This window comes from Spirillospora sp. NBC_01491 (genome assembly GCF_036227065.1).
Classification (GTDB): domain Bacteria; phylum Actinomycetota; class Actinomycetes; order Streptosporangiales; family Streptosporangiaceae; genus Spirillospora; species Spirillospora xylanilytica.
Genome location: NZ_CP109432.1, coordinates 5741472 through 5764244 on the forward strand (window position 1 = coordinate 5741472; position 22773 = coordinate 5764244).

Consider the following 22773-nt stretch of genomic DNA (forward strand, 5'->3'; position numbering starts at 1 on the left):
CGATGCAGGTTGATCCGCGTGGGCAGCGTTTCGCCGCGGCCGTCACGACGGTGATCCTCCTCGCGGTCCTGGTGAACGGGAACGGGGTGCTGCTCGCGGCCCAGGCCCTGGTCTTCGCCATGGCGACGTTCTTCGGCCTGCGGTTCGCGCCGTACGGACTGGTCTACAGACTGCTCGTCCGTCCTCGTCTCGGCCCGCCGGGGGAACTCGAGGACGCCGGCCCGCCCCGCTTCGCGCAGGGCGTCGGGCTGGCGTTCACCCTGGTGGGAACGGTCGGGTACGGATCGGGGATCACCTGGCTCGGCATCGGTGCCACCGCCTTCGCGCTGGGGGCGGCGTTCCTGAACGCGGTGTTCGGGTTCTGCCTCGGCTGCGAGATGTATGTGCTGACCCGACGTATTACAGCGAAGATTCGCTCCGACAGGGAGGTTCCCGCATGAGCCGCTCCGACGTCCTGGTGGACGCCGAATGGGTGGCGTCCAACCTGGACGCACCCGCTCTGGTTCTCGTCGAGGTCGACGAGGACGTGTCCGCCTACGACAAGGGCCACATCCGTGGCGCCGTGAAGATCGACTGGAAGACCGAGCTCCAGGACCCGGTCCGCCGCGACTTCGTCGACAAGACCGGCTTCGAGGAGCTGCTGTCGGCCAAGGGCATCGCCAATGACGACCTGGTGATCCTCTACGGCGGCAACAACAACTGGTTCGCCGCCTACGCGTACTGGTACTTCAAGCTCTACGGGCACGAGAACGTGAAGCTGCTCGACGGCGGCCGGAAGAAGTGGGAGCTCGACTCCCGCGAGCTGGTCACCGACGTCCCCTCCCGTCCGGCCACCGGCTACAAGGCCAAGGACCAGGACCTGACGATCCGGTCCTTCCGCGACGAGGTCGTCGACTCCATCGGCAGCAAGGGCCTCATCGACGTCCGCTCGCCCGACGAGTTCTCGGGCAAGCTGCTGGCGCCGGCCCACCTCCCGCAGGAGCAGGCGCAGCGGGCCGGCCACGTGCCGACCGCGCGCAGCATCCCGTGGTCCAAGGCGGCCAACGACGACGGCACCTTCAAGTCCGACGACGAGCTGCGCAAGATCTACGGTGACGCCGGCGTCGACCTGAACAAGCCGATCATCGCCTACTGCCGGATCGGCGAGCGGTCCTCGCACACGTGGTTCGCGCTGCGCGAGCTGCTGGGCCTGCCGGACGTCAAGAACTACGACGGTTCCTGGACCGAGTACGGCTCGCTGGTCGGCGTGCCGATCGAGCTCGGCGACCCCAAGTAGGACCCCGGCCCGCTCCCAGCGAGCGGGCCGTTCTCCCCGCCGCGCCCGGCGGGGCCGTGTGGAGATGGAGGAGCTATGACCCAGGGTTGCGCAGCGCCCGCGCAGACGGCGTCCCTTCCGGCGACCGTCGACCTGTCCAATGAGGCCGTCATCCAGGGCACGGTCACCCGCGAGGGTGCCCCCGTGTCCAGTGCCTATGCCCGCCTGCTCGACTCGACCGGCGAGTTCACCGCCGAGGTCGTGACCGGCGACGAGGGCGTGTTCCGGTTCTTCGCCGCCGACGGCGACTGGACCGTGCGCGTCCTGGCCGCCGGCGGGGTGAGCATCGACAGCACCGTCACCGCCAAGACCGGTGAGGTCGCCGCCCTCGCGGTCGCGATCTGACCTACGGTTCGACCGGCCGGGCCCGGCTCCGCCCGGCCCGGCCGCAGGCCCGCCCCGGACCCCGCCTCGCGTCCCGCGACGGCGGGGTCCGTCGCGTTCACCGCGAGACCTTCAGGACGACCTTCTCCGCCGTGACCTCGGTCGCCTCCACCTGGTAGGCGCCCACCGGCTGCCGCGAGCCCCGGGTGAGCGTCGCCCGCGTGCCGCCGATCGTCACCCGCGCCCGAACGCCGTCCACGCCCGTCAGCGACACCTTCAGATCGCCCAGCCCCCCGACCGTCGTCTCCCGGGCGCCGTCCTTGAAGGTGACGGTGCACGAGCCGTTGACGCAGGTGTTGGTGGTGCAGCCGGGGGCGGCACTGAGAATCCCTCCGAAGGCCAGCGTCGCCGCGAAGGCGAGGTTGGCGGTTCTGCGTGCGCGAGTCCTCATGGCCGCGAAGCGTAATGTGACCCGATCGCCGGTTCAATGGCGTTTGCCACAAAAAGTCGGGACGGGCCGGACGCTTTCGCGCAGCCGGACGACGACATCCGCGCGGCGATCCGGAATCGGGCTCGCGTTCGCGCGGGAACTGGTGATATCGCATCGATATGCGGCCGATAACGCTCCCGAATACGGTGCCCGTCTCAGGCACGCACCGTAGGAAGGACCCTGGCGTGGGCCAGCAGATCCAGATCAATCCCGAGCGAATCGCCCAGCACGGTGAGGACGTCAAGTCCACCATCGCGAGCATTCTCAATGGTGCCCGGGACGCGCTGAACACCGGCGGCACCATCGAGGGCGGCGACTTCAGCGTCGACGGCACCATGGCCTCGATGGCCTATCCGATGGCGCTCCAGTTCGCTTACGAGGACCTGGAAACGCATCTGGAGATGCTGAGCAAGTTCGCCTCCGGGCTCGACGCGACCGCCAGGACCTACCGGGCCGCCGAAGAGGCCAGCACGATCACTCAGGTCTGACCGGTCCACGGGCAGCGCCGATTCCGGGAAGAGGGGCATGACCTCGTTCGACGCGTACGACAGCATGATGGAAATCGCCACGACCTGCACCAGCGGAGCGGAGTACATTCTCCCGCCGGTCATTCCGATCACCATCCAGTTCGGGCTGGCCAAGGGCAGCCCGGCGAATCTGGAGACGGCCAGCCAGAAATGGGACGAGGCGGTGGCCGCCATCGAGCGGACCGCGAGCGAGCTCAGGGCCTCGGTCGAGAACATCGCGGCCCAGGACTGGGACGCCGACGACCGACGCCTCTACGAGGCGAAGGTCGGGGAGTTCCTCGCCCAGTTGGACGTCATGCACACCTTCTGCACCGCGGTGAGCATGGCGCTGATCGTCTACGCGTGGGCGCTGTTCGTGTACGCGATCTTCGCCGTCTCGATGGGGATCGCGATCGCGATCCTCGCCGTGACCGCCGCGGCCGCGGCGGCGGGGGTCATCACCGCCGAGGCGACCGTCGTCTGCGAGGAGATCGCCGCTACCTTCCTGGTCATCACGCTGGTCGCCACCGGCATCCTGGTCACGGCGGCCGGGCTCGCCGCGGTGGTGTTCCAGGGCGGCTCGCTGGTCACCGCGATGCAGGAGAGCCGGCTGGGCAACGACCAGGCGTTCAACGACTTCATGACGGCCGAGATGAACGGGTCGGCCACCGCCCTGGCCAACCTGGGGCAGAACATGGTCAACGCGAGCCTCTCCGCGGCCAAGGGCGAGTCGCCCCTCAGCGAGGTCGACTTCGACGCCGACCGGGACGCCGACAACACGTGGACCGTCGGCGGCGGGGCCACCTTCACCTCCGGCGACTTCGAGGGCACCGTGAACGGGCACCTCCAGTTCGGCGACGAGGGCTTCCAGGGCGGGGACGTCACGCTCTCGGGCAAGCACGAGCCGTCCGGGGCGTCGGCCGAGCTCAGCGCGGGGTACACCGATCCCGACGGCGTCGGGCAGGGCGAGGCCGGGCAGCTCACCTACGGCGCCAAGGCCGGGGTCTCGACGCCCGGCTCGGTCAGCGGCTACACCGCCGGCGTCAGCGGCGAGCACGACTTCGGGACCGGCCAGGGGAAGATCGAGGGCTACGGCGGCACCCAGCAGCTGGGCAAGGACGACGACAAGACGACCTACGGCTACGAGTACGACGGCCAGGGCGGCGGCAGCACCACCTACAAGCACGAGACCCCGGACGGGACCGACGAGACCCCGCCCTGGGACAAGTAGCCAGAGCGCGAACCGGAGCCGAGCGACGGGATCCCGTGGGAACGGGGTCCCGTTTCGTGTTCGGTGCGGAACCTCGGGCGCAACTCACCTATCAGAGCACCGCTCCGACGGGCGCGGCACTGGGATATGCCGGGCAGGGGTTCGGTGACCGTCCGCCCGAGGGACGGGTCGCGGGCCTCGGCCGGATGCGCGAGGACCTGTCGCGGGCCGTTCCGGCGACCTTCCGCCGGGGTTTCCGCGCCTCCGGAACGTATTACATCGCTCAGTCGGCCCGGCGCTGCTGGGTGACCCAGCCCGGACGCCAGCCGCGCCGCCGGCCCGCGGGGATCAGCACCCCGCCCGCGACGACGAGGGCCGCGAGGCCGAGCCCGCCGAGCCCGATGCCGAGGGCGGTGTTGCGGACGGCGGGGTCGGGCTTGTCGGCCACCGCGAGCCGGACCGAGCCGGGCTCGGGTGCGGGCGCCAGCGGGGTGTTGGGGTCGATCACCGCGGTGACGGCGGCGAGCGGGTTGACCACGCCGTAGCCGCTGCCCGCGCCCTTCTGCCCGTCGGCGGTGGCCTCGATGCGCTGCTTGAGCTGCGCGGCGGTCAGCCGCGGATGGGTCTGCTTGACCAGCGCGGCCACGCCGGCGACGAACGGGGTCGCGAAGCTGGTCCCCTCGCCCTTGACGATGTAGCCGCCGCCGGGGGCGATGGTGAGGATGTCCTTGCCGGGGGCGATGACCGAGACCCGGGTGGCGGTGTTGGAGAACTGGGTGACCTGGCCGTCCTGCGCGATCGCGCCGACCGAGAGGACCCCGCTGTACTGCGCCGGGTAGGACGGCGTGGGCGACCCGCCCTTCTTCGGGTTGACGTTGCCGGCCGCGGCGACGATCAGGATGTTCGCGTTCTGCGCCCGGGTGACCGCCTGCCGGAGCTCGGGGGTGTCGGTGTGCGTCTCGGACGAGATGTTGATGATCTGCGCGCCGCGCCTGACCGCCTCGTCGATGCCCTTGACCAGCAGCCGGTCGTCGTTGTTGGTGGCCGTCGCCGCGTACTTGATCGGGATGATCCGGGCGCCGGGCGCGACGCCCACGAACAGGCTCATCTTCGGCTTGGCCGCGATGATGCCGGCGACCTCGGTGCCGTGCCCGACGCAGTCGCGCCGGCCGGTGCCGGTGAGGTCGACGGTGGGCACGGCCTGGCCGGCGAGCTGCGGGCTGGTGGTGTCGACCCCGCTGTCGATCACAGCGATCTTCACACCGTGCCCGTCGGCCTTCTCCTGCGCCTCGGCGAGGGGGAGCAGCTTCTGCGCCCACGGTGTGTCGGTGATCTGGTTCTTGACCAGCCCGCCGGACTCGGGCGCGCTCGGGCAGCCCGCCGCGGCCTGCGCCGGCATGGGAACGGCGACCAGGGCCGCGAGGCCGCCGGTCACCACCGCGACCGCCGTCCATCTCATCTGAAAGCCTCCATGCCGCCGCACTCCGGTCCTCACCGACTCTAAAGGATCAGGCGTGCCGCATATCCGGCAACTGAAGTCCGTCACGAAGAGAGTGATATGTCCTATCCTGCCGCGGAGACCGCGCGGCAGGGGCGCGGAATCGGATGAAGTGTGCCGGAGCGTGGCGGACCGGAACGAGGGGCGAGTATGGGCGACCGGATCGAGATCAATCCCGGACGGATCGAGCAGCACGGCAAGGAGATCAAAAGCAAGATCGCGCCGAGCCTCCAGAAGGCCGGGGACACGCTGAACACCATCGATGTCTACAACCTGGAGGGCGGCTCGTTCAGCATTACCTGCACGACGGCCTCGATGGCCTACCCCGGTGCCGTCCAGTTCGCGTTCGAGGACCTGAAGACTCATCTGGAGATGCTCGACGGCTTAGCCAAGGGCATCGCGACCACGGCCGAGAACTACACCGGCGCGGAGAACGCGAACGTGATCAGGACGGTCTGACGGCGCACCCTGTTTCATCCCTGAACCACAGCGAAGGAACGGCAGAACATGAGTGCGCTTTCGGCGTCCGACGGCATGATGAACATCGCCACCACCGAGGCGATGGCGGCCGGGCTGGTGTTAGCGCCGGCCATCATGGTCAACTTCGAGTTCAAGGCGTCCACCGGCAAGGCCACCGACCTGGAGAAGGCCGGAATCGAATGGCAGAACGCAGCGGGCCTCGTCCAGAAGGCCGCCGAGGACCTCCAGCAGAGCGTCGCCTCCATCGGCGGGCAGGACTGGACGGCCGACGACCGCAAGGGCTATGAGGCCAAGGTCCAGGAGTTCTGCTCCCAGCTCCAGGTCCTCTACGTCTTCTGCATGGCGGTCGGGATCGCCCTCACCGTGATCGCCTACGCGCTGTTCGCGTACGCGATCTTCGCGCTGGCGATGGGGAGCTTCCTCGGCGTGCTGGCCATCGCCGCCGCCGCCGCGCTCGCCTCGGTGGTCGGCGCCCCGGCCTACCCGGAGCTGCTGGCGATCGCGGCGACCTGCCTGACCGTCACGCACGTCGCCACGGCCATCCTCGCCGGCGTCGGCCAGCTCGGGGCCGCGACCATGGCGGGCGGGTCGATGGTGGCCGCGATCGCCGAGACGGTCAAGGGCAACGACAAGGCCCTCGGCGACTTCATGCAGGCGCAGGCCACCGGCGCGGCCGGCGCGCTCGCCAACCTCGGGCAGAACGCGGCGAACGCCGGCCTCAACTACGTCAACCGGACCGGCGGCGTCAACATCGAGGGCGGCGGCAAGGGCACGCCGCTCAAGGCCGTCGACCTCGACGCCGACCGCAACTTCGACAGCACCTGGAACGTCGGCGCCGGCGCGACCGTCGAGGGCCCCGGCGGCGGCACGGCCGTGGTCGGCGCGCACGCCAAGTACGGCGATCGCGGCTGGATGGGCGTGGAGGGCGAGGGCAAGTACACCACCGCCTCCGGCGTGACCGGCGGCGGCAAGGTCGGCTGGGAAGAGGACGCCAAGGGCAACGACTCGGTGTACGGCGGCATCAACGGCGGCTACGAGAAGAACGGCTACGGCGCCACCGGCGGGGTCGATGGCAGGTACGGCGTCGACGACGGCAGCTGGTCGGTCAAGGAGAACCACGGCGCCACCTACCAGACCGGCAACGTCTACAACTCGACCAACGGCGTCGCCGTCGACGGCGACGGCAAGACCACGTGGAGCGACAAGACCGAGTCGGTGCTCGGCAACTCCAAGTCCGAGAGCGAGGCGCCGCCGTGGGACCGGTGACCGCCGGGCGGCGGACGGCCCGCCGTTGAGCGTCTTCGCCGCTCCGGTGCTGATCATCGAGCAGCGCTCGGCCGCGCTGGAGTACGAGATCGGCGACGCCCGGGAGAACCCGCTCGCCCGCGGCGTCCAGGCGGCCGGGGAGCGTCCGCGCAAGGGCCTGCTCGGCCGGTTCGGGTCGGGCCCGGCGAACGCCCGCGTCGTCGTCCAGGTCAGCGGCCTGGACGGCGCCCCGCTGTTCTTCGTCGACCGCGCCCCCGACTCGCCGGTCGCGATCGTCGCGCCGGACGGCACGCTCATCGGCCGCTTCGCCGAGGACACAGCGGCGTTCGCGCGGAGCCACCTGGAGGGCCGGAGCCGCCTCCCCGGCGGTCGCAGCGACTTCAACCAGGCGCAGCAGCTTCTCGACGCCGGCGGCACGCCGCTGTGCTCCATCACCTGGGAGCCGACGTACGTGGGCGGCGTCATCGACCACGCGGTCGGCGGGCGGGCCTGCGCGTACACCGACCCGGACGGCACCGAGCTCGCCCGGATGGAGCGGGCCCGGAACCAGTGGTCCGGCGACCGGTACGTCCTGCACCTGCCCTTCCGGCTACCGGACCCGCTGCGCACGCTCGTGATCGCCTCGCCGATCGCCTTCGACCTGAGCCGGAGCTGACCCATGGCCGGTCTGTACGATGCCCCGATCTGGACGATGGACGAGCCCGCCGGCCACCGCGCGTACGTCATCACCGGCCCGCAGGGCGAGCTGCTGGCCAGGGCCGTCCGGGTCCCGACCGGGCGGCCCGAACCGCGGGGCGGCGGCGCGCTCCCGTACGCGGACCCGCACGCCGCCGTGGACGAGTCGCGGGTCCTGGTCCGGGTGGAGGGACCGGACGAGACCCCGCTGTTCTTCGTCGACCGTGCCGGGAACCCGATGACGGAGCTCACCCGGCCCGCCGTCCTCGCCCCCGACGGCTCCCGGATCGGCCACATGGCCACCAGGCCGGTCGGCGCGAAGAGCCTGTTCAAGGCGTTCTCCAGCGGCGGTCGCACGACCACGGAACGCGTCGTCCACGACGGCTACGACCAGGTCGTCTGCACCGTCACCGGCGGCGCCGGCGCCCAGGGCCAGGACTGCACCGTCACCGACGCGCAGGGCACCGAGGTCGCCCTGATCGAGATCCGCCGTTCGGCCACCTCCCAGAAGCGCCGCAGCCTCACCCTGAAGCAGCGCTACGCGCAGTTGCCCGAGCCCCTGCGCACCCTCGTCATCGCAGCCCCCCTGGCCCTGGAACTCTCCACCCCGCAAGTCTGACCACCACGCCGGCCCCCGGAACGCTCGTTCCGGGGGCCTCCGCGCAGAAGGGTCAACGGGCGGTGGGGTCGCCCTTGCCCTGGTAGTTCTCCATGGCCTCCTTGGCGCGCTGCTGCTGGAGGCCGAGCTCGCGGGCCAGGTCCTTCATCTGGCCGGCGAAGCCGTTGGCGATCTTGTCGAGGGAGGCGAGGGCGGCGGCGGGGTCCATCCCCTTCGCCGAGTCCTGGCCCATCGAGAACATCTCGGAGCCGGCCGCGCGGACCTGCGTCTGGAAGTCCTGGCTGGCCGCGTTGACGGCCTTGCACACCTCCGCGCTGAGCTCCTCGGTCCCCATCCGTAACACGCGGGGGTCCAGGGTGAGCTTGGTGAGGCCGCCCTCGCTGCGGAACTCGGCGGCGATCCGGCCGTCGGCCGCCTCGCCCTTCCCTAGGGCCTCCTTGATGCGGTCCTGCATCTTGGAGAAGTCGCCGACGTTCTGCTCCATGTCGCGCTGGAAGCGCTCGAAGCCCTGACCGAGGCTGAACTCTGGCATTGGTCTACCTTTCCGGGGGTGGTGCGGTCTGCTGGTGGGCGGTCTGGACGAGCCGGGTGCCGCCGCGGCGGTCGATGAAGTATCCGCGGCCCGGGGGCAGCGCGTGGGCCTTGATGTTGCCCAGGACCACCCCCTCGTCCTTGTTGCCGGACATCAGCAGGCTGGGGGAGCCCATCTCCTTGATTCGCTGGAGGACCGGGTCGTACATCGCGCGGCCCGATCCGCCGAACGCGCGGGCCACGATGACGTGCAGGCCGATGTCGCGGGCCTGCGGGAGCAGCTCGACGAGCTGGGTCACCGGGTTGCTGGACGTGGCGACCAGGTCGTAGTCGTCGATGACCAAGTACAGGTCGGCGCCCGTCCACCAGGACCGGTCGCGGAGCTGGTCGGGGGTGAGGTCGGCCGGTGGGAGCCGGGCCTTCAGCGCGCCGACGACGTCCTTGACCAGCGACGCGGCGGCCGTGGAGGAGGCCGCGTAGCCGATCCGGTGCTCGGTGTCGGCGGTGTCGAGCAGCGCCCGCCGGTAGTCGAGGAAGACCAGCTTGGCCTGCGCGGGGGTGTACCGGTCGAGCAGCCCGCCGATGATGGTCTTCATCAGGTTGGACTTGCCGCACTCGGTGTCGCCGATCACCAGGAAGTGCGACTCCTGGGAGAAGTCCAGGTACACCGGGGACAGCGAGTCCTCGTCGATCGCGAACGGGATCCGCGTCCCGGTCTCGGCCGGCGACGGGAGCTGGGCGGCCTGGAGCACCGCCGGCAGCATCCGGACCTTGGGCGCTCCCGGCCCCTGCCAGTTGCCGGCGACGGCGCCGACGAACTTGCGGACGCCGTCGGCGAGGTTCTCGGCGTTCGGGTCGCCGTCCAGCCGCGGCAGCGCGGTCAGGAAGTGCAGCTTGTCGCGGGTGAGGCCGCGCCCGGCCCGTCCCTCGGGGACGTTCTGCGCGAGCTTGCGGTCGACCTCGGACTCGTACGGGTCGCCCATCCGCAGCTCCAGCTTGCTGCCGAACAGGTCGCGGATCATGGTGCGGAACTCCGACCACTTGTTGACCGTGGCGATGACGTGGATGCCGTAGCCGAGGCCGCGCGAGGTCAGGTCGGTGATGACCGGCTCGATGTTCTCGTAGTCCTGGCGGACCGTCATCCAGCCGTCCACGACGAGGAACACGTCGCCGTAGCCGTCGCCGGGGATCTCGCCGGCGGCGCGCATCCGCCGGTAGGTGGCCATGCCGTCGATGCCGCGCTCGGCGAACTCGCGCTCGCGCTGTTCGAGCAGCGAGGTGACCTCGGCGACGGTGCGGCGGACCCGGTCGGCGTCGAGGCGGGTCGCGATGCCGCCGACGTGCGGCAGCTCCTCGAACGCGGCCAGCGTGCCGCCGCCGAAGTCGAGGCAGTAGAACTGCACCTGCTGCGGGGTGTGCAGCACGGCGAGCGAGGCGATCAGCGTGCGCAGCATCGTCGACTTGCCGCTCTGCGGCGCCCCGGCGATGCCGACGTTGCCGGCCGCGCCGGACAGGTCGGTGTACATCGGGTCGCGGCGCTGGTGGAACGGCCGGTCGACGATGCCGGTGATCGCGTGCAGCCGGTTGCGCCAGGCGTCGTTCTGCGAGGTCAGCCCGAGTCCGGGGACGACCGCGAGGGTCGGCAGCAGCTCGTCCAGCGTGGGCGGGACGTCGAGCGGCGGGAGCCAGATCTCGTGCGCGGGCGGGCCGTGCCCCTCGAGCTGCTTGACCACCACGTCGAACAGCGACGCCTGCGACTCCTCCTTCTGCTCCTCCTTCTGGCCGGGCTCGTCGATGACCTGCGGCCGGATGTAGTCGGGGATGTACGGCACGACCTGCCGGAGGTGCTGCTTGCCCTTCTTCTGCGCGGGCTGGAGGTCCTCGGTGGCGGGGCCGGACACGTACGCCGCGCGGAACCGGGTCATCGACTCGGTGCCGAACTTCATGTAGCCGTGGCCGGGCGCCGACGGCAGCTCGTAGGCGTCGGGCGAGCCGAGCACCACCCGCGACTCCTGCGCGGAGAAGGTGCGCAGCCCGATCCGGTACGACAGGTGCGTGTCGAGGCCGCGGAGCTTGCCCTCCTCCAGCCGCTGCGAGGCCAGCAGGATGTGCACGCCGAGGGACCGGCCGAGCCGTCCGATCATGACGAACAGGTCGGCGAACTCGGGCTTGGCCGACAGCAGCTCGGAGAACTCGTCCAGCACCAGGAACAGCGTCGGCATCGGCTTGAGGGCGGCGCCCTGCTCGCGCGCCTTCTCGTAGTCGCGCAGCGAGGCGTAGTTGCCGGACGAGCGCAGGTACTCCTGCCGCCGGACCATCTCGCCTTCGAGCGCCGCGTACATGCGGTCGACCAGCGGGAGCTCGTCCTCGAGGTTGGTGATGACGGCCGACACGTGGTTCAGCTCGTCCATGCCGAGGAACGTCGCGCCGCCCTTGAAGTCGACGAGCACGAAGTTGAGCACCTCGGACGAGTGCGTCGTCGCGAGCCCGAGCACCAGCGTGCGCAGCAGTTCGGACTTGCCCGAGCCGGTGGCGCCGATGCACAGGCCGTGCGGGCCCATGCCGCCCTGCGCCGACTCCTTGATGTCGAGGGAGACGGGCCGCCCGTCCGGGTCGATGCCGATCGGGACGCGCAGCCGGTTGCGTGGCGCGCGGGGCCGCCACACCTCGGCCGGGTCGACGCTGAAGGGGTTCTCGATGCCCAGCAGCGAGGTCATCGTGGTCGCGGAGGACAGCGCGTCCTCCTCCGGGCCCTGGAGGCCGCTGGCGCGCAGCGGCGCGAGCTGCCGGGCGAGCGCCTCGGCCTGCTGGAGAGTGATCGTGTCGGGCTTGCCGATCCGGGTGTAGACGTCCTTGCCGGTGCGGTCCTTGGTGAGCCGCGCGATCTGCTCCTTCTGCACCTCCAGCCGCAGCATCGTCGACTCGTGCGTCGGCGCGGTCGACCCGGTGAGGTCGATGATGCAGACGCCCTCGATGCCGTCGGCGGCGAGCTGGGAGTCGTAGGACGCCTGCCCGCCGTCCATGATGATGATGTGGTAGGGCAGGTCGTCCTGCGACATGCCGGGGGTGAACCGGGGCCGGTCCTTGACGGCCTGCCCGAACATCGCCTCCAGCGTGGCCATGCTCTCGCTCGTCAGCCGGACCTGGCCGGCCGCGTCGTGCTCGGTCGGGTGCAGGTTGTGCGGCAGCCACTTGACCCACTGCCACCAGGGCAGCCGCTGGCGCGCGGCGCAGATCGAGATCTGCACGTCGTCGGGGGAGTGGAACGCGGCGATCTGCGTGATCATCGCGCGGACCATGCCGTAGACGGCCTCGGGGTCGCCGTGCGGGACGATCCGGGAGAAGGACCGCAGCGAGACCGAGATCGGCAGGTTCGGCACGTTGGCGTGGGTGCGCATGAACCGGCGCAGCGCGCCGGCGCTCATCGGCTCGAGGTCCTCGACCGGCTTGGTCTCGGGGGAGACGAGCTGGACGGCCAGCTTCTGCGCGCCGGTGCCGACGCGGACCTGGCCGAAGTCGTCGTCCGGCGGGCGCCGCTCCCACAGCCGCGCGCTCATCACCAGCGACCACAGCGACTCGGGGTCGGGGCTGCCCCACTCCAGGGCCTCGCGCTGCTGCTTGGCGGCGGCGCGGACGCGGCGCCGCACCTGGCCGAGGTACCGCAGGTAGTCGCGGCGCTCGTTGTTGAGCTTGACCTTGCGCTCGCCGTTGCCGCGGCCGACCTGGCCGAGCATCATGCCGAACATGGAGACGGCGAACATGCCGCCCGCGACGTACTGCATGGTGCCGCCCCCGCGGCCGACCATCATGAAGACCATCGCACCCGAGCCGGCGAGCATCGGCAGGTACGTCAGCACCGCCTGGAAACCTTGCGGGACGACCTCGGGCAGCTCTGGCGGGGACTCCAGCAGAACCTCACCCCGTGGCAGGGCCGGGGGTTTCCGTCGCTCCCGGCGCCGGACGACAACCGTGCTCACGTTCGCTTCCTCCCATGCGGACCCGTTGGCCAGGTCAGGCCAGAGCCTGGGCCGGTCACCTCACACCCCGGCCGGACCGTCACCCTGACCGGGGGTGACCCCGGTGCACCAGGGTCATCTGTTCCCGTGTTCTTCACCGAATCGACCAAATGGTAGAGGCCCCCCACTACTGCCGCCCCGGGCCGTATTTCGGGCATTCCGAGGTCGTTTCGGTCCCAAGTGGCTGGTCAGAGCCGTCTCCCCGGCGTCCCGGCGGATCCCGAGCTCCCCGGCCCCGAAGGCTTTCGGCTCGTTATGATCCCGTTAAGACCCATGTTGTTCACACGGAGGGATGACCGTCTTGGCGGATTTCTCGGCGGCCGATCTCGACTCCATGTTGTCCGAGGCGCGCCGGACGCTCGAGTCCATGCGGTCCGGCTCAGCCCCGGCGGATCCCGCGGCCGAGGGAGAGGCGGTCCAGGGCGTCGGCGAGGCGGCCGAGGGCCGGGTGAAGGCGACCGCGTCCGTCGGCGGCCGGCTCAAGAGCGTCGAACTCGACCCGCGCGCGATGCGGATGGCCTCCGCCGAGCTCGGCGAGCAGCTCGTGCTCGCGGTGAACGCCGCGCTCGACGACCTGCGCGCCAACTCCGCCGGAGCCGCCGCTGCCGCCGCCGGGGCGCCGGACGTCGAGGCCCTCGGCCGGCAGGTCGAGCAGGTCCAGAACGAGGGCATGCGGCAGATGGAGATGATCACGCAGGCGCTCAGCGACACGATCTCCAAGATCGGAGGCCGCCGGTGACCGCGGACGGGTACACCGTCCGGCCGCAGACGCTGCGGGCCGCCGCGAGCGGTCTGGCCTCGGCGGGCGAGCGGCTGGCGGCGGAGTGGCGGAACCTGGTGTCCGGCGTCGAGGGCATGGGCGCCCCCTGGGGTGGCGACGACATCGGGATGCTGATCGGCGAGTCCTACACCGCGGTGCAGACCAAGGCCGGAGAGTCGTTCAGCGGTGCGGCCGAGGACCTGGCGGCGCTCGGCGAGAAGTTGATGGAGATGGCCGACAATCACGAGCGCGCCGAAGAGGAGATGGTCGGCGAGATCACGTCGATCTCCACCGCCCTCAACGGCTGACCGGCACGGGCCCGGCGGGGTCGTCCCGGCGCGGCCGGCTCCCGCCCCGTGGCCGTTGGTCCGCGCCGGCGGCGCACATTCGGTGCGTCTTGCCGGACCTTTTCTCCCGCACCCGCACGGGTGTCATGTCCCTGTGCCAATGGGCCGCATCGCGATGCGTGGAATGTGCTGGGCCGGAACGCCGCCGTGCTCGCCGAACGCACCTGGCGCAGGCCGCACCGGCATCCGCGCCGCCCCGGCGAACGTAGATCGAATCGGAGCGCGGACTCCATGAACTTCGGTCGCCGATCGCTCGTCTACCACCCCGGGCGAGATCGCCGAAAGGGCGGGCCGGTGCGCCGTCCGGCGTCCGGCGGCAGGAAGATCAGGGTGCGATCGGCCGATCGATATGGAACAGTGCCCAACCGGTCGTATCCGTCACGTGAACGTTGCCCAGGGTTCATGGGATTTGCATTATCTAGGGTCTTGACCAGCACAAGGGTGAACGAGGCAGCGCGCGTGCAACCGCGCATGGCGGCTTCATTACCCCCACAACGGATTACTTGCGAGGAAGTCGTGAGCGCGCCCCCCGGAGCTGACCTCTGCCGGATCACGGTCGTCGGACCGCAGCGGAGGGTCGACATCGCGCTGCCCGCCGACGCCACCTTCGCCGAGCTCTACCCCACGATGCTGCACTACGCCGGGCAGGATCTCGCGGACGCGGGCCTCGCGCACGGCGGCTGGGTCTTACAGAAGATCGACGAGGCGCCGTTCCAGCCCGCGGCCACACCGGCCCAGGTCGGGCTGCGCGACGGTGACCTGATCTACCTGCGCCCGCGGATGGCGCAGCTGCCCGACCTCGCCTTCGACGACGTCCCCGACGTCGTCGCGACCGGGGTCAAGGACCGCCCCGGACGCTGGCGGCCCGAGTCCGCCCGCACCTTCGCGCTCGGCTGGGGCGTCACCGGCCTGGTCGTCGGCGCGATCACCCTGCTGCTGACCGGTCCGTCCTGGCTGGTGCCCGCGATCGCCGCCGGCGGTGTGGCGGTGCTGCTGCTCATCGCGGCCGTCGCGCTGTCGCGGGCGGCCGGCGACGCGGGGGCGGGCGCGGCGCTCGGCTACGCGGCGCTGCCGTACGCCTTCCTCGCCGGGTTCCTCGGCCCGGCCCAGGACAAGGCGCTGACCGACCTCGACTCGCTCAACCTGCTGGCCGGGTTCGGCGCGGTCGTGCTGGCCGCGACGATCTGCGGCGTCGCCATCGCCGACGGGCTGCCGGTCTTCTACGGCGTGTCCGTCGCCGCGCTGCTCGGCGCGATCACCACCGGGCTGTCGCTGGTCCTGGACTTCGACTCGGCGGGCATCGCCGCGATCACCGTGTCGGTGGCGCTCGCGCTGACCCCGCTGCTGCCGGGCGTGGCGTTCAAGCTGGCCAGGGTCAAGCTCCCGCCGGTCCCCAACAGCGCCGACGACCTGCGCCGCGACACGCTGATGGTGGACGGCAAGCAGGTCCTCGACCGCACCGCCGCCGCCGACCGGTTCGTCACCGGCGGCGTCTCCGGGCTCGGCCTGACCGCGATGGGCGCCTCGATCCCGCTGGCGTTCGCCAGCGGCTGGGTCGCCCCGGCCATGTGCGTGGTGCTGGCGCTGGCGCTGCTGCTGCGCGCGCGGATGTTCAGCGGGCGCGCGCAGAAGCTCTGGATGCTGGTGCCCGGCGTCTTCGGCCTGGCCGTCCTGGCGGTCGGCACCGCGCTCGGCCTCGACTCGCAGGTCTTCCTGCTCGGGGGGATCCTGCTGCCGACCCTGGTCGTCTCCGGCATCGCGGTCGGCGTCGGCATATGGCTGCCGAAGAACCGGCTGACACCGTTCTGGGGCCGGGCCGGCGACATCGTCGAGATCCTCTTCGTCGTCGCGCTGATCCCGCTCGCGCTCGGGGTCGCCGGGGTCTTCGAGTGGGCGCGCGGGCTCACGGGCTGACCACGCGGACGGGTGAGGGAGAGGCACGGGTAGATGCAGACCAAACGAGATCTCCTCCAGGCGCACCGGCTGATGACCCAGCGCGCCTCGCAGGCCCTGATCCTCGGCGAGCCGGACTTCCCCGAGCAGCCGCTGAAGCGGCTGAACATCGGCACCTTTTCGGGAATCATGGTCGCCGTCCTGGTCGCAGCGGGCTTCGGCATCGCCGGCATCCTGGTCGGCGGGGGCGGCAAGGGCCTGGACGACCCGCAGACCCTGCTCATCGACAAGCAGACCGGGACCCGCTTCGTCTGGTGCATCCCGCAGGGGCAGAAGGACAACGTGCTCTGCCCGGTGGCCAACTACGCCTCGGCGAAGCTGGCGGTCGGCGGCGGCGGCAAGCAGAAGTCGGTGTCCTCGAAGTCGATCGCCAGGTTCCCGCGCGGTCCGATGATCGGGATCGCCGGGGCGCCCGACTCCATCCCCGAGGCCAAGCGGCTGGTGAAGGGCCCCTGGTCGGTCTGCGTCCGCACCGCGACGGGCACGTCCGGGGTGCCGCGTCCGGTCGTGTCGATGGTCGGCGGCAAGGAGGTGGGCGGCCGGGTGCTGGCCGACGATGCCGGGGTGGTGGTCGCCGCTGCCAACGAGAACTGGCTCATCTGGAACAACCTGCGGATGAAGGTGAGCCCCGGCGGCATGACCGTGCTGGGCTCCCCGACCCCGGCCCCGGTCTCGCCGACCTTCGTCAACGCGCTGCCGCAGGGGCCCGACTACTCGGCGCCGCAGATCGCCGGCTTCGGCCGGCAGGTCCAGACGCCGAACGGCGTCAAGGGCCGGATCGGGCAGGTCAACTTCGTCGAGAAGGGCGAGAACGACGACTGGTACGTGCTGCGGCAGAACGGTTTCGCGTCCATCACCTGGGCGCAGGCGCAGTTGATCCAGTCGACCCGGGCGTACGCCACGATGCCGCCGGCGTCGGCGATCCAGCCGAGCATGGTGACCGGTGGTGGCCAGCGGCAGAGCATCCCGGCGAACGGGCTGCCCGAGACCAGGGTCTCGGTGGTGCGGTACGACCCGAAGGAGGCCCTCTGCGTGGTCTACAAGGAGAGCGGCGGGGGCAAGGTCACGCCCCGTCTGACCACCGGCGGCGGCACCGACCTGCCGATGCCGACGACGCAGGCGGCCGGCACCGGCATCGGTGTCGACAGCGTCGTCCTGCCGCCCGGCAGCGGGGTGGTGGCCAGCGCCCTGGCGAGCAACGGCCAGGCCGGCGCGCCCAACTCGTTCAGCTTCATCGGCGACGACGGCCGCAAGTACCCGCTGAAGAACGCGGACGCGGCCAAGGCGCTCGGCTACACCATCGGGCCGGGCAAGGACAGCGACGCGACACCGGTGCCGGCCGACCTGCTGCGCCTGCTGCCCCAGGGCCCCGGCCTGGAAGTGCTCGATCCGAAGAACCCGCCTCAGGCCAACACGGCCGGGAACGTGCGTCACTAATCGCGTAAAAAAATCATGGTGTGTCCTGATCGGCTGGATATTCTCCTGGCTGGTGCAGGGGAGACGGAGGAGGAGAGCGTGGGCGAGGCGTTCGGCGTGACCTACTCGGCGCTTCAGAAGGCCGAGGAGATGTTCAAGAGCAAGAACAGCGAGATGGTCGAGCTGCTGGACGAGCTCGAAGGCGATCTCCAGACCACCCTGGCCAAGTGGGAGGACGACGCCCGCGACGCCTACTTCGACTCCAAGAAGAAGTGGGACGCGGCGGCGAAGGAGCAGGCCAAGGCGGTCAAGGAGTTCTCCGAGGCGATCCGGACGGCGAGCGAGAACTACAAGAAGGCGGAGCAGGCCAACTCCAAGATCTGGGCCTGACCCACTCGGTATCCCAGGGGTGACTCGCGGGGTCGGAGTGTCATGGGCGGCCGGTGTGACGGGTGGACGCCGCGGTCACGGATCGATCACGGGTCGGTGACCGGGATTGGCTGGACCCCTTGGGTAGATCGACCATAGATGTGGCTTTTGCCTAGTGTGGTCGGGCCGTGGCTGGACCATCCGCCGGGTGTGATGTGGCTCCTGAGAAAGATCCATCTGCCCGGGAACCTTCGTGGCGTTCGCCGCATCTCACAACATCGCAGACGTATGTGGAAAGGGTGACTGATGGGTCAGACGTCTTCACAAGACAGACATGAAATGGCTCAGGCGGCGCAGCGCGTCGAAGAGGCCGGCCAGACGCTCAACAAGATCAAGAGCGACCTGGGCAATGAGCACCAGCAGCTCCAGGGCATGTGGAAGGGCGCCGCCTCCAGCGCCTTCACCAAGGTCTACACCGAGTTCGACGGTGACCTCGACAAGGTCCTCCAGGCGCTGAACCGCCTCCACGAGACGCTCGTCCAGGTAAAGATCAATTACCAGGCCAGCGAGGACCAGCAGGAGCAGGAAGTCAACCGGATCGCCGGTCTCCTCTGACCACTGACCCGATGCCCAGACACGCAGGTACGGAGGAATTATGAGCTACAGCTCGATGAACTTCGGCGCTATGCAGCAGGCATACGCCGCGTTCCAGCAGAAGTACGCCGCCATGGAGTCGGAGCTCAACGACCTCGAGAAGTCGATCGAGCAGAAGCTCGGGCAGTGGAGTGACGGCGCCAAGGACGGCTACATGCAGGCCAAGCGCGAGTGGGACAACGCCGCGGCCGACATCGGCAAGGTCATGAACCAGCTCGGCGTGGTCATCAACTCCTCGTCCGAGACCGGGCAGAGCACGGTTCGGACGAACCAGCAGCTGATCGGCTGACGAGGCCGGGACCGGCCGTCCGGGCGGATCCGGACGGCCGGACGGGGGAGACGACGGGGGCCGGGAGTCCGGCCCCCCGGTTGTTGTCGACAGAGGGAACAGGCAGCGGGCCGGCTCGGCCCGCAGGAGGCTGACATGGTTGCGTACGAAGGCGGTGGAGGCGGCGGATACGGGGGCTTCTCCCTTGACCCGTCCTGGCCTGGACTGGCCTCGGGCAAAGAGCTCGATATCGACAAGGACGACGTCAAGAAGATCCTCAAGATCCTCCGGGACGACTACGAGGCCTACAGCGACGGCAGCGGCACCCTGAACGACATCCAGTCCAACGGGAACATCACCACGGCCCAGCTGGGCGACTACCCCGCCGCGCAGAGCCTCCAGGCGAGCACCTCGGCCGCCTACAGCAACCTCAACACCCAGTACAACTCGTTCCTGACCAGCTACAAGTCCGTCATCGACGCCCTGGAGAAGGCCGTCGAGAACTACGAGGACATGGAGACCAACAACACCGCCACCGCCAACGGCGTCTCCACCTCCGGCACCTCGAGCTCCAACAACGGCAACACGACCGCGTTCTAGGCTGTGCTTACAAACGCCCGGCCCGGCGTCCTCGCCTGGCGGCTCGGACACCGACCTGGCTTGGGCGAGCGCGACATCGCTTCGCGATCTGACCGGTGAGGCTCGCCTCCGGCTTCGCCCCACCGGCCAGATAACGCGCTCGCGCTACGGCCGAGGCACTTTGAGACAGGCCCTAGAGCTCCGTCCGGACTAATCGCGATGACGAAACGGGATAGGGACGATGACTGCTGACAGCAGGCCCCAGACGACACCGATCCGGGTCGCCGCCGGCCAGCCGGCGGAGTGGGACGGCGACCTCGATGAGATGAAGCGGATCCTCCAGGCGGCCAAGCCCCAGGATGTCCGTCTGGGAGGCCAGGCCTACACCGACGCCGCCGCGAAGTTCGACACGACGGCAGGGCTTCTGCGCACCCACGCGATCGGGCTGGCCAACGCCTGGAAGGGCCCGGACGCCGACGCTACGCAGAAGCAGATGCAGCGCCTGAACGCCACCGGCAAGGAGATGAACGCCCGCTACGGCGAGACCGGCACGGCGCTCACGCAGCACGCCGAGAAGCTGGAGTGGTACCAGCAGAACGCCCCCGGCGGCGGCGCCATCCCCAACTTCAGCTACAACGACGCGACGGTCTTCGCCGCGGGCGCCACGATCGCCGGCCCTGCCGGCGGGGTCATGGCGGTCGCCGGCAAGAAGGTCTCCGACGTCGTCGGCGACCTCACCGGCTGGTGGGACAGCGAGGAGAAGACGCTCGCCAAGGAGCACATGAAGGGGCTCCAGGAGCGGACGGTCCAGACCAACGACATCTACATCCCCAAAGAGATCACCACCGACATGCCGAACCCCGGCGGCGGCAAGTTCGAACAGAACCCCGGCGGCGGATCCGGCGGCGGACCCGGTGGCGGGATTCCCGGCGGCGGTGGCGGCGGCGGCATCCCCGGCGGCGGCGCGGGCGGCGGCATTCCCGGTGGCGGGATTCCCGGCGGCGGTGCCGGTGGCGGCATTCCCGGTGGCGCGGGCGATGGGATCCCCGGCGGCGGTATCCCCGGTGGCGGCGTCCCCGGCGGCGCGGGCGGCTACCCCGGTGGTGGCGGGATTCCCGGCAGCGGCAGCGGCACCGACTTGGCCGGCATGCCGCCCTCTGACGGTCCCTCCATGCCCAGCACGGGCGATCCCTTCGGGCGTTCCGGCCTGGGCGGCACTCCCCCCAGCGGGGGCGGCCCCGGCGGTGGCATGCCCGGCGGCGGTCTCGCCGGCGGCATGCCCGGTGCCGGGATGGGAGCGGGCCGCGGCATGGGCGCGGGCCGAGCCGGTGCCGGCGGTATGGGCGGCGGTATGGGCGGCGGCCGTGGCGGCGGCGGTGGCGGCGGCGGCAGCCAGGACGAGAACGAGCGCAGCACCTGGCTTCACGAGGACGACGACGTCTGGGGCGGAAGCGACGGCGACACCTCCCCGCCTGTGATCGGCTGACCCTGAGGTCGATGCCGTGACGATGTTCGCGTCGGCGCGAGTGGCCCGGATCCGTCCGGGCCACTCGCGCCGCTTTCGTTTGTGAGGGTGTGTGCAGTGCGACGGTTGACGCGGATCCTGGCGGTGACCGGGGCGAGCTCGATCCTGGCGTTGAGCGTGGCCGCTCCCGCCGGGGCCACCCCGGGACCCCGGAACGAGCAGTGGTGGTTCGCGGCCTGGCAGATCCAGCAGAAGGTCTGGCCGGCCGGCAAGGGAGCAGGCGTCACCGTCGCGGTCATCGACTCGGGCGTGAACACCAGGCTCCCCGACCTTCGGCCGGCGGTGGTGCCGGGCAAGGACTTCCGGCTCGCCGACGACTGGTCCGGCGGCAGCGGGGACGGCCGCTCCGACACCGACCCCGAGGGCCACGGCACGGCGATGGCCGCGCTGATCGTCAGCCAGGGCGCCGGCTCGGGGTACGTCGGCGTCGCACCGGAGGCGAAGGTCCTGCCGGTGGTCGCGTCCGGGCCTTCCACCGCCGAGGCGGTCCGCTACGCGGCGGACCACGGTGCCAAGGTGATCAACGTTTCGCAGGGCGACCCGGCGCCGTTCGACAAGTGCCCGGCCGATGTGCAGCAGGCGATCGGCTACGCGATCCAGCACGACTCGCTCGTGGTGGCCGCCTCCGGGAACGAGGGCGGCTCGACCAACGGAAGCCTGTCGCCGGGGATGTGCGCTGGCGTCCTCACGGTTGGCGCGATCGACAACCGGAAGCGGGCCTGGCCCAAGACGCAGCGCAAGCCCTACGTGGCGGTGGCCGGCCCCGGCGCCAACGTCGGCATCGTCCGCCCCAACGGCTCCTTCGACGCCGGGTTCTCGGGGACGAGCCAGGCGGCGGCGCTGGTCTCCGGCGCGGCGGCGCTGGTCTGGTCGAAGAACCCGCGGCTGTCCAACCGCGAGGTCGCGCAGCGGCTCATCGCGACGGCCAAGGACGCGGGGCCGCCCGGGAAGGACGACCAGACGGGCGCCGGCGTCGTCATCCCGGGCGACGCGATGAGCGCGAACGTTCCGCCGAGCGCGCCCAACCCGGTCTTCGCCGCCTACGACCGGTGGGCCAAGACGCAGCCGAAGGGGGCGCAGGGCACGGCGCGGAAGCCGGGGGGAGCGGCGTCCTCGTCCCCGCAGGAGGAGGAGGGTGGTTCCGGCACCCTGCTGATCATCGGGGTGGCCGGTGCCGCGCTGCTCGTCGTGATCGTCCTCATCGTCGTGCTCTTCGCCCGGAAGGGGAAGGGCAGGGGCGGGCCGCCCCAGGGACCGGGCGCACCGGCGCCGGGGATATATCCGGGCGGGCAGGCGCCGGGCGGGCCGCCGCCGGGTTGGGGAGGGCCTCCCGGTCGGCAGGGTCCGCCGCCCGGCTATCGCTGAGTTGAATTGACGTGAGTGCCCCGCCGTTCTTCACAAGAACGGCGGGGTTTCTTCGTCATAAAGATCATCACTTCGGGTGGGATCGTGTGTCGAGAGTGCAAGCATGGACAAGAGTGGCGCAGTACCATGCTCTACGCGAAGTAATACCTTCCCCCCAGAGAGGTAGTGCTGTGAAGAAGCTCCCGGTGTTGGCCGCGGCCGTTCTCGCGCTCACGCTCAGCGTGACCGCGTGCGGCGGATCGGATGACAAGAAGGGTGCCGCCAAGCCGGCGGGTGGCGGCGCCGCTGCTGCTCCGAAGACCATTCAGCCGAGCCAGCTCAACCCGGGAAATGCGGGCGGGAATGGCGCCGCGGGCGGCGCCAAGGGAACGGGATCGCTCACCCCGGCGCAGAAGAAGTCGTATCAGAAGCTCGTCAAGGTGGCGGCGTGCATGCGCAAGAAAGGGCACACCGTCGACGACCCGAAGCCCGGCGACTTCGGTGTCGCGCCCAAGAACGTGACCAACCCCGACAAGGCCAACAAGGACTCGATGGCGTGCGCCAAGCAGGCCAACGGCGGCGGCTAGTCCCCCCTGTGCGGGTGCCCGGATCCCGTCGCCGTTCGGCG

Annotated in this window: 24 protein-coding genes; 20 read left to right on the plus strand and 4 right to left on the minus strand. The window is 70.5% G+C overall.

Features of this window, described 5'->3' with window-relative positions; translation table 11 throughout:
* Nucleotides 1–2: 2 nt before the first annotated feature.
* From OHA34_RS26785 to OHA34_RS26795, 3 genes are all read left to right on the plus strand, one after another.
* Nucleotides 3–440 (plus strand): DUF4395 domain-containing protein, encoded by a 438-nt coding sequence (locus OHA34_RS26785; protein WP_329519267.1) that lies wholly within the window; start codon nucleotides 3–5, stop codon nucleotides 438–440.
* Nucleotides 437–1276, plus strand: a complete 840-nt coding sequence (locus tag OHA34_RS26790) for a sulfurtransferase (protein ID WP_285938816.1) — start codon at nucleotides 437–439, stop codon at nucleotides 1274–1276. The genes OHA34_RS26785 and OHA34_RS26790 overlap by 4 nt, the downstream gene beginning before the upstream one ends.
* Before the next feature lie 75 nt (nucleotides 1277–1351).
* Nucleotides 1352–1660 carry a DUF1416 domain-containing protein gene (locus OHA34_RS26795; protein WP_285938815.1) on the plus strand — a complete coding sequence of 103 codons (309 nt, stop codon included), beginning with the start codon at nucleotides 1352–1354 and terminating at the stop codon, nucleotides 1658–1660.
* Nucleotides 1661–1757: 97 nt separating this feature from the next.
* Here the strand turns inward: OHA34_RS26795 and OHA34_RS26800 are convergent, their stop codons facing one another.
* Nucleotides 1758–2090, minus strand: a complete 333-nt coding sequence (locus OHA34_RS26800; protein WP_329519268.1) for a hypothetical protein — start codon at nucleotides 2088–2090, stop codon at nucleotides 1758–1760.
* A gap of 224 nt (nucleotides 2091–2314) precedes the next feature.
* On the opposite strand from OHA34_RS26800, the gene OHA34_RS26805 reads away from it, so the two are divergent.
* Together OHA34_RS26805 and OHA34_RS26810 are read left to right on the plus strand one after the other, a co-directional pair.
* Nucleotides 2315–2617 carry a hypothetical protein gene (locus OHA34_RS26805; RefSeq protein ID WP_285938813.1) on the plus strand — a complete coding sequence of 101 codons (303 nt, stop codon included), beginning with the start codon at nucleotides 2315–2317 and terminating at the stop codon, nucleotides 2615–2617.
* 37 nt (nucleotides 2618–2654) lie between these two features.
* The gene (locus OHA34_RS26810) at nucleotides 2655–3866 is read left to right on the plus strand and encodes a hypothetical protein (protein WP_285938812.1); all 1212 of its coding nucleotides are present in this window, start codon (nucleotides 2655–2657) and stop codon (nucleotides 3864–3866) included.
* A gap of 262 nt (nucleotides 3867–4128) precedes the next feature.
* On the opposite strand, the gene OHA34_RS26815 is transcribed toward OHA34_RS26810, so the two are convergent.
* Nucleotides 4129–5304, minus strand: coding sequence for a S8 family peptidase (locus tag OHA34_RS26815; protein ID WP_329519269.1), 1176 nt, complete (start codon nucleotides 5302–5304; stop codon nucleotides 4129–4131).
* A 189-nt stretch (nucleotides 5305–5493) separates the two neighbouring features.
* Between OHA34_RS26815 and OHA34_RS26820 the strand changes: the two genes are divergently transcribed.
* The 4 genes from OHA34_RS26820 to OHA34_RS26835 are packed head-to-tail and all read left to right on the plus strand — an operon-like array spanning nucleotide 5494 to nucleotide 8383.
* Nucleotides 5494–5802, plus strand: coding sequence for a hypothetical protein (locus OHA34_RS26820; protein ID WP_285938810.1), 309 nt, complete (start codon nucleotides 5494–5496; stop codon nucleotides 5800–5802).
* 48 nt (nucleotides 5803–5850) lie between these two features.
* Nucleotides 5851–7089 (plus strand): hypothetical protein, encoded by a 1239-nt coding sequence (locus OHA34_RS26825; RefSeq protein ID WP_329519270.1) that lies wholly within the window; start codon nucleotides 5851–5853, stop codon nucleotides 7087–7089.
* Between the two features lie 25 nt (nucleotides 7090–7114).
* Complete coding sequence (locus tag OHA34_RS26830) at nucleotides 7115–7744, plus strand: hypothetical protein (protein ID WP_329519271.1); 630 nt, start codon at nucleotides 7115–7117, stop codon at nucleotides 7742–7744.
* A 3-nt stretch (nucleotides 7745–7747) separates the two neighbouring features.
* Entirely contained in the window at nucleotides 7748–8383 is a 636-nt protein-coding gene (locus OHA34_RS26835) for a hypothetical protein (protein WP_329519272.1), read from the plus strand.
* 52 nt (nucleotides 8384–8435) lie between these two features.
* Here OHA34_RS26835 and OHA34_RS26840 read toward each other — a convergent pair whose 3' ends face one another.
* Both OHA34_RS26840 and eccCa read right to left on the minus strand, forming a co-directional pair.
* Nucleotides 8436–8915, minus strand: a complete 480-nt coding sequence (locus tag OHA34_RS26840; protein ID WP_329519273.1) for a YbaB/EbfC family nucleoid-associated protein — start codon at nucleotides 8913–8915, stop codon at nucleotides 8436–8438.
* 4 nt (nucleotides 8916–8919) lie between these two features.
* Complete coding sequence (eccCa, locus tag OHA34_RS26845; protein WP_285938805.1) at nucleotides 8920–12891, minus strand: type VII secretion protein EccCa; 3972 nt, start codon at nucleotides 12889–12891, stop codon at nucleotides 8920–8922.
* Between the two features lie 331 nt (nucleotides 12892–13222).
* Between eccCa and OHA34_RS26850 the strand changes: the two genes are divergently transcribed.
* From OHA34_RS26850 to OHA34_RS26900, 11 genes are all read left to right on the plus strand, one after another.
* A complete protein-coding gene (locus OHA34_RS26850) occupies nucleotides 13223–13669 on the plus strand; it encodes a YbaB/EbfC family nucleoid-associated protein (protein ID WP_285938804.1) in 447 nt (148 codons plus the stop codon).
* Nucleotides 13666–13998, plus strand: coding sequence for a hypothetical protein (locus OHA34_RS26855; RefSeq protein ID WP_329519274.1), 333 nt, complete (start codon nucleotides 13666–13668; stop codon nucleotides 13996–13998). The genes OHA34_RS26850 and OHA34_RS26855 overlap by 4 nt, the downstream gene beginning before the upstream one ends.
* Before the next feature lie 555 nt (nucleotides 13999–14553).
* On the plus strand, nucleotides 14554–15951 hold the full coding sequence (gene eccD / locus OHA34_RS26860; RefSeq protein ID WP_329519275.1) for a type VII secretion integral membrane protein EccD: 1398 nt from the start codon (nucleotides 14554–14556) through the stop codon (nucleotides 15949–15951).
* A 33-nt stretch (nucleotides 15952–15984) separates the two neighbouring features.
* A complete protein-coding gene (gene eccB, locus OHA34_RS26865; RefSeq protein ID WP_285938801.1) occupies nucleotides 15985–17427 on the plus strand; it encodes a type VII secretion protein EccB in 1443 nt (480 codons plus the stop codon).
* Between the two features lie 78 nt (nucleotides 17428–17505).
* Complete coding sequence (locus OHA34_RS26870; protein ID WP_285938800.1) at nucleotides 17506–17796, plus strand: WXG100 family type VII secretion target; 291 nt, start codon at nucleotides 17506–17508, stop codon at nucleotides 17794–17796.
* Nucleotides 17797–18114: 318 nt separating this feature from the next.
* Nucleotides 18115–18390, plus strand: a complete 276-nt coding sequence (locus tag OHA34_RS26875; protein WP_285938799.1) for a WXG100 family type VII secretion target — start codon at nucleotides 18115–18117, stop codon at nucleotides 18388–18390.
* A gap of 40 nt (nucleotides 18391–18430) precedes the next feature.
* Nucleotides 18431–18718 (plus strand): WXG100 family type VII secretion target, encoded by a 288-nt coding sequence (locus OHA34_RS26880; protein ID WP_285938798.1) that lies wholly within the window; start codon nucleotides 18431–18433, stop codon nucleotides 18716–18718.
* A gap of 135 nt (nucleotides 18719–18853) precedes the next feature.
* Nucleotides 18854–19297: a hypothetical protein gene (locus OHA34_RS26885; protein ID WP_285938797.1), complete on the plus strand. Its 444-nt coding sequence runs from the start codon at nucleotides 18854–18856 to the stop codon at nucleotides 19295–19297.
* A 220-nt stretch (nucleotides 19298–19517) separates the two neighbouring features.
* A complete protein-coding gene (locus tag OHA34_RS26890; RefSeq protein WP_329519276.1) occupies nucleotides 19518–20762 on the plus strand; it encodes a WXG100 family type VII secretion target in 1245 nt (414 codons plus the stop codon).
* A 96-nt stretch (nucleotides 20763–20858) separates the two neighbouring features.
* Complete coding sequence (locus OHA34_RS26895) at nucleotides 20859–22166, plus strand: S8 family serine peptidase (protein WP_329519277.1); 1308 nt, start codon at nucleotides 20859–20861, stop codon at nucleotides 22164–22166.
* 170 nt (nucleotides 22167–22336) lie between these two features.
* Nucleotides 22337–22732, plus strand: a complete 396-nt coding sequence (locus tag OHA34_RS26900; RefSeq protein WP_329519278.1) for a hypothetical protein — start codon at nucleotides 22337–22339, stop codon at nucleotides 22730–22732.
* Nucleotides 22733–22773: the final 41 nt, after the last annotated feature.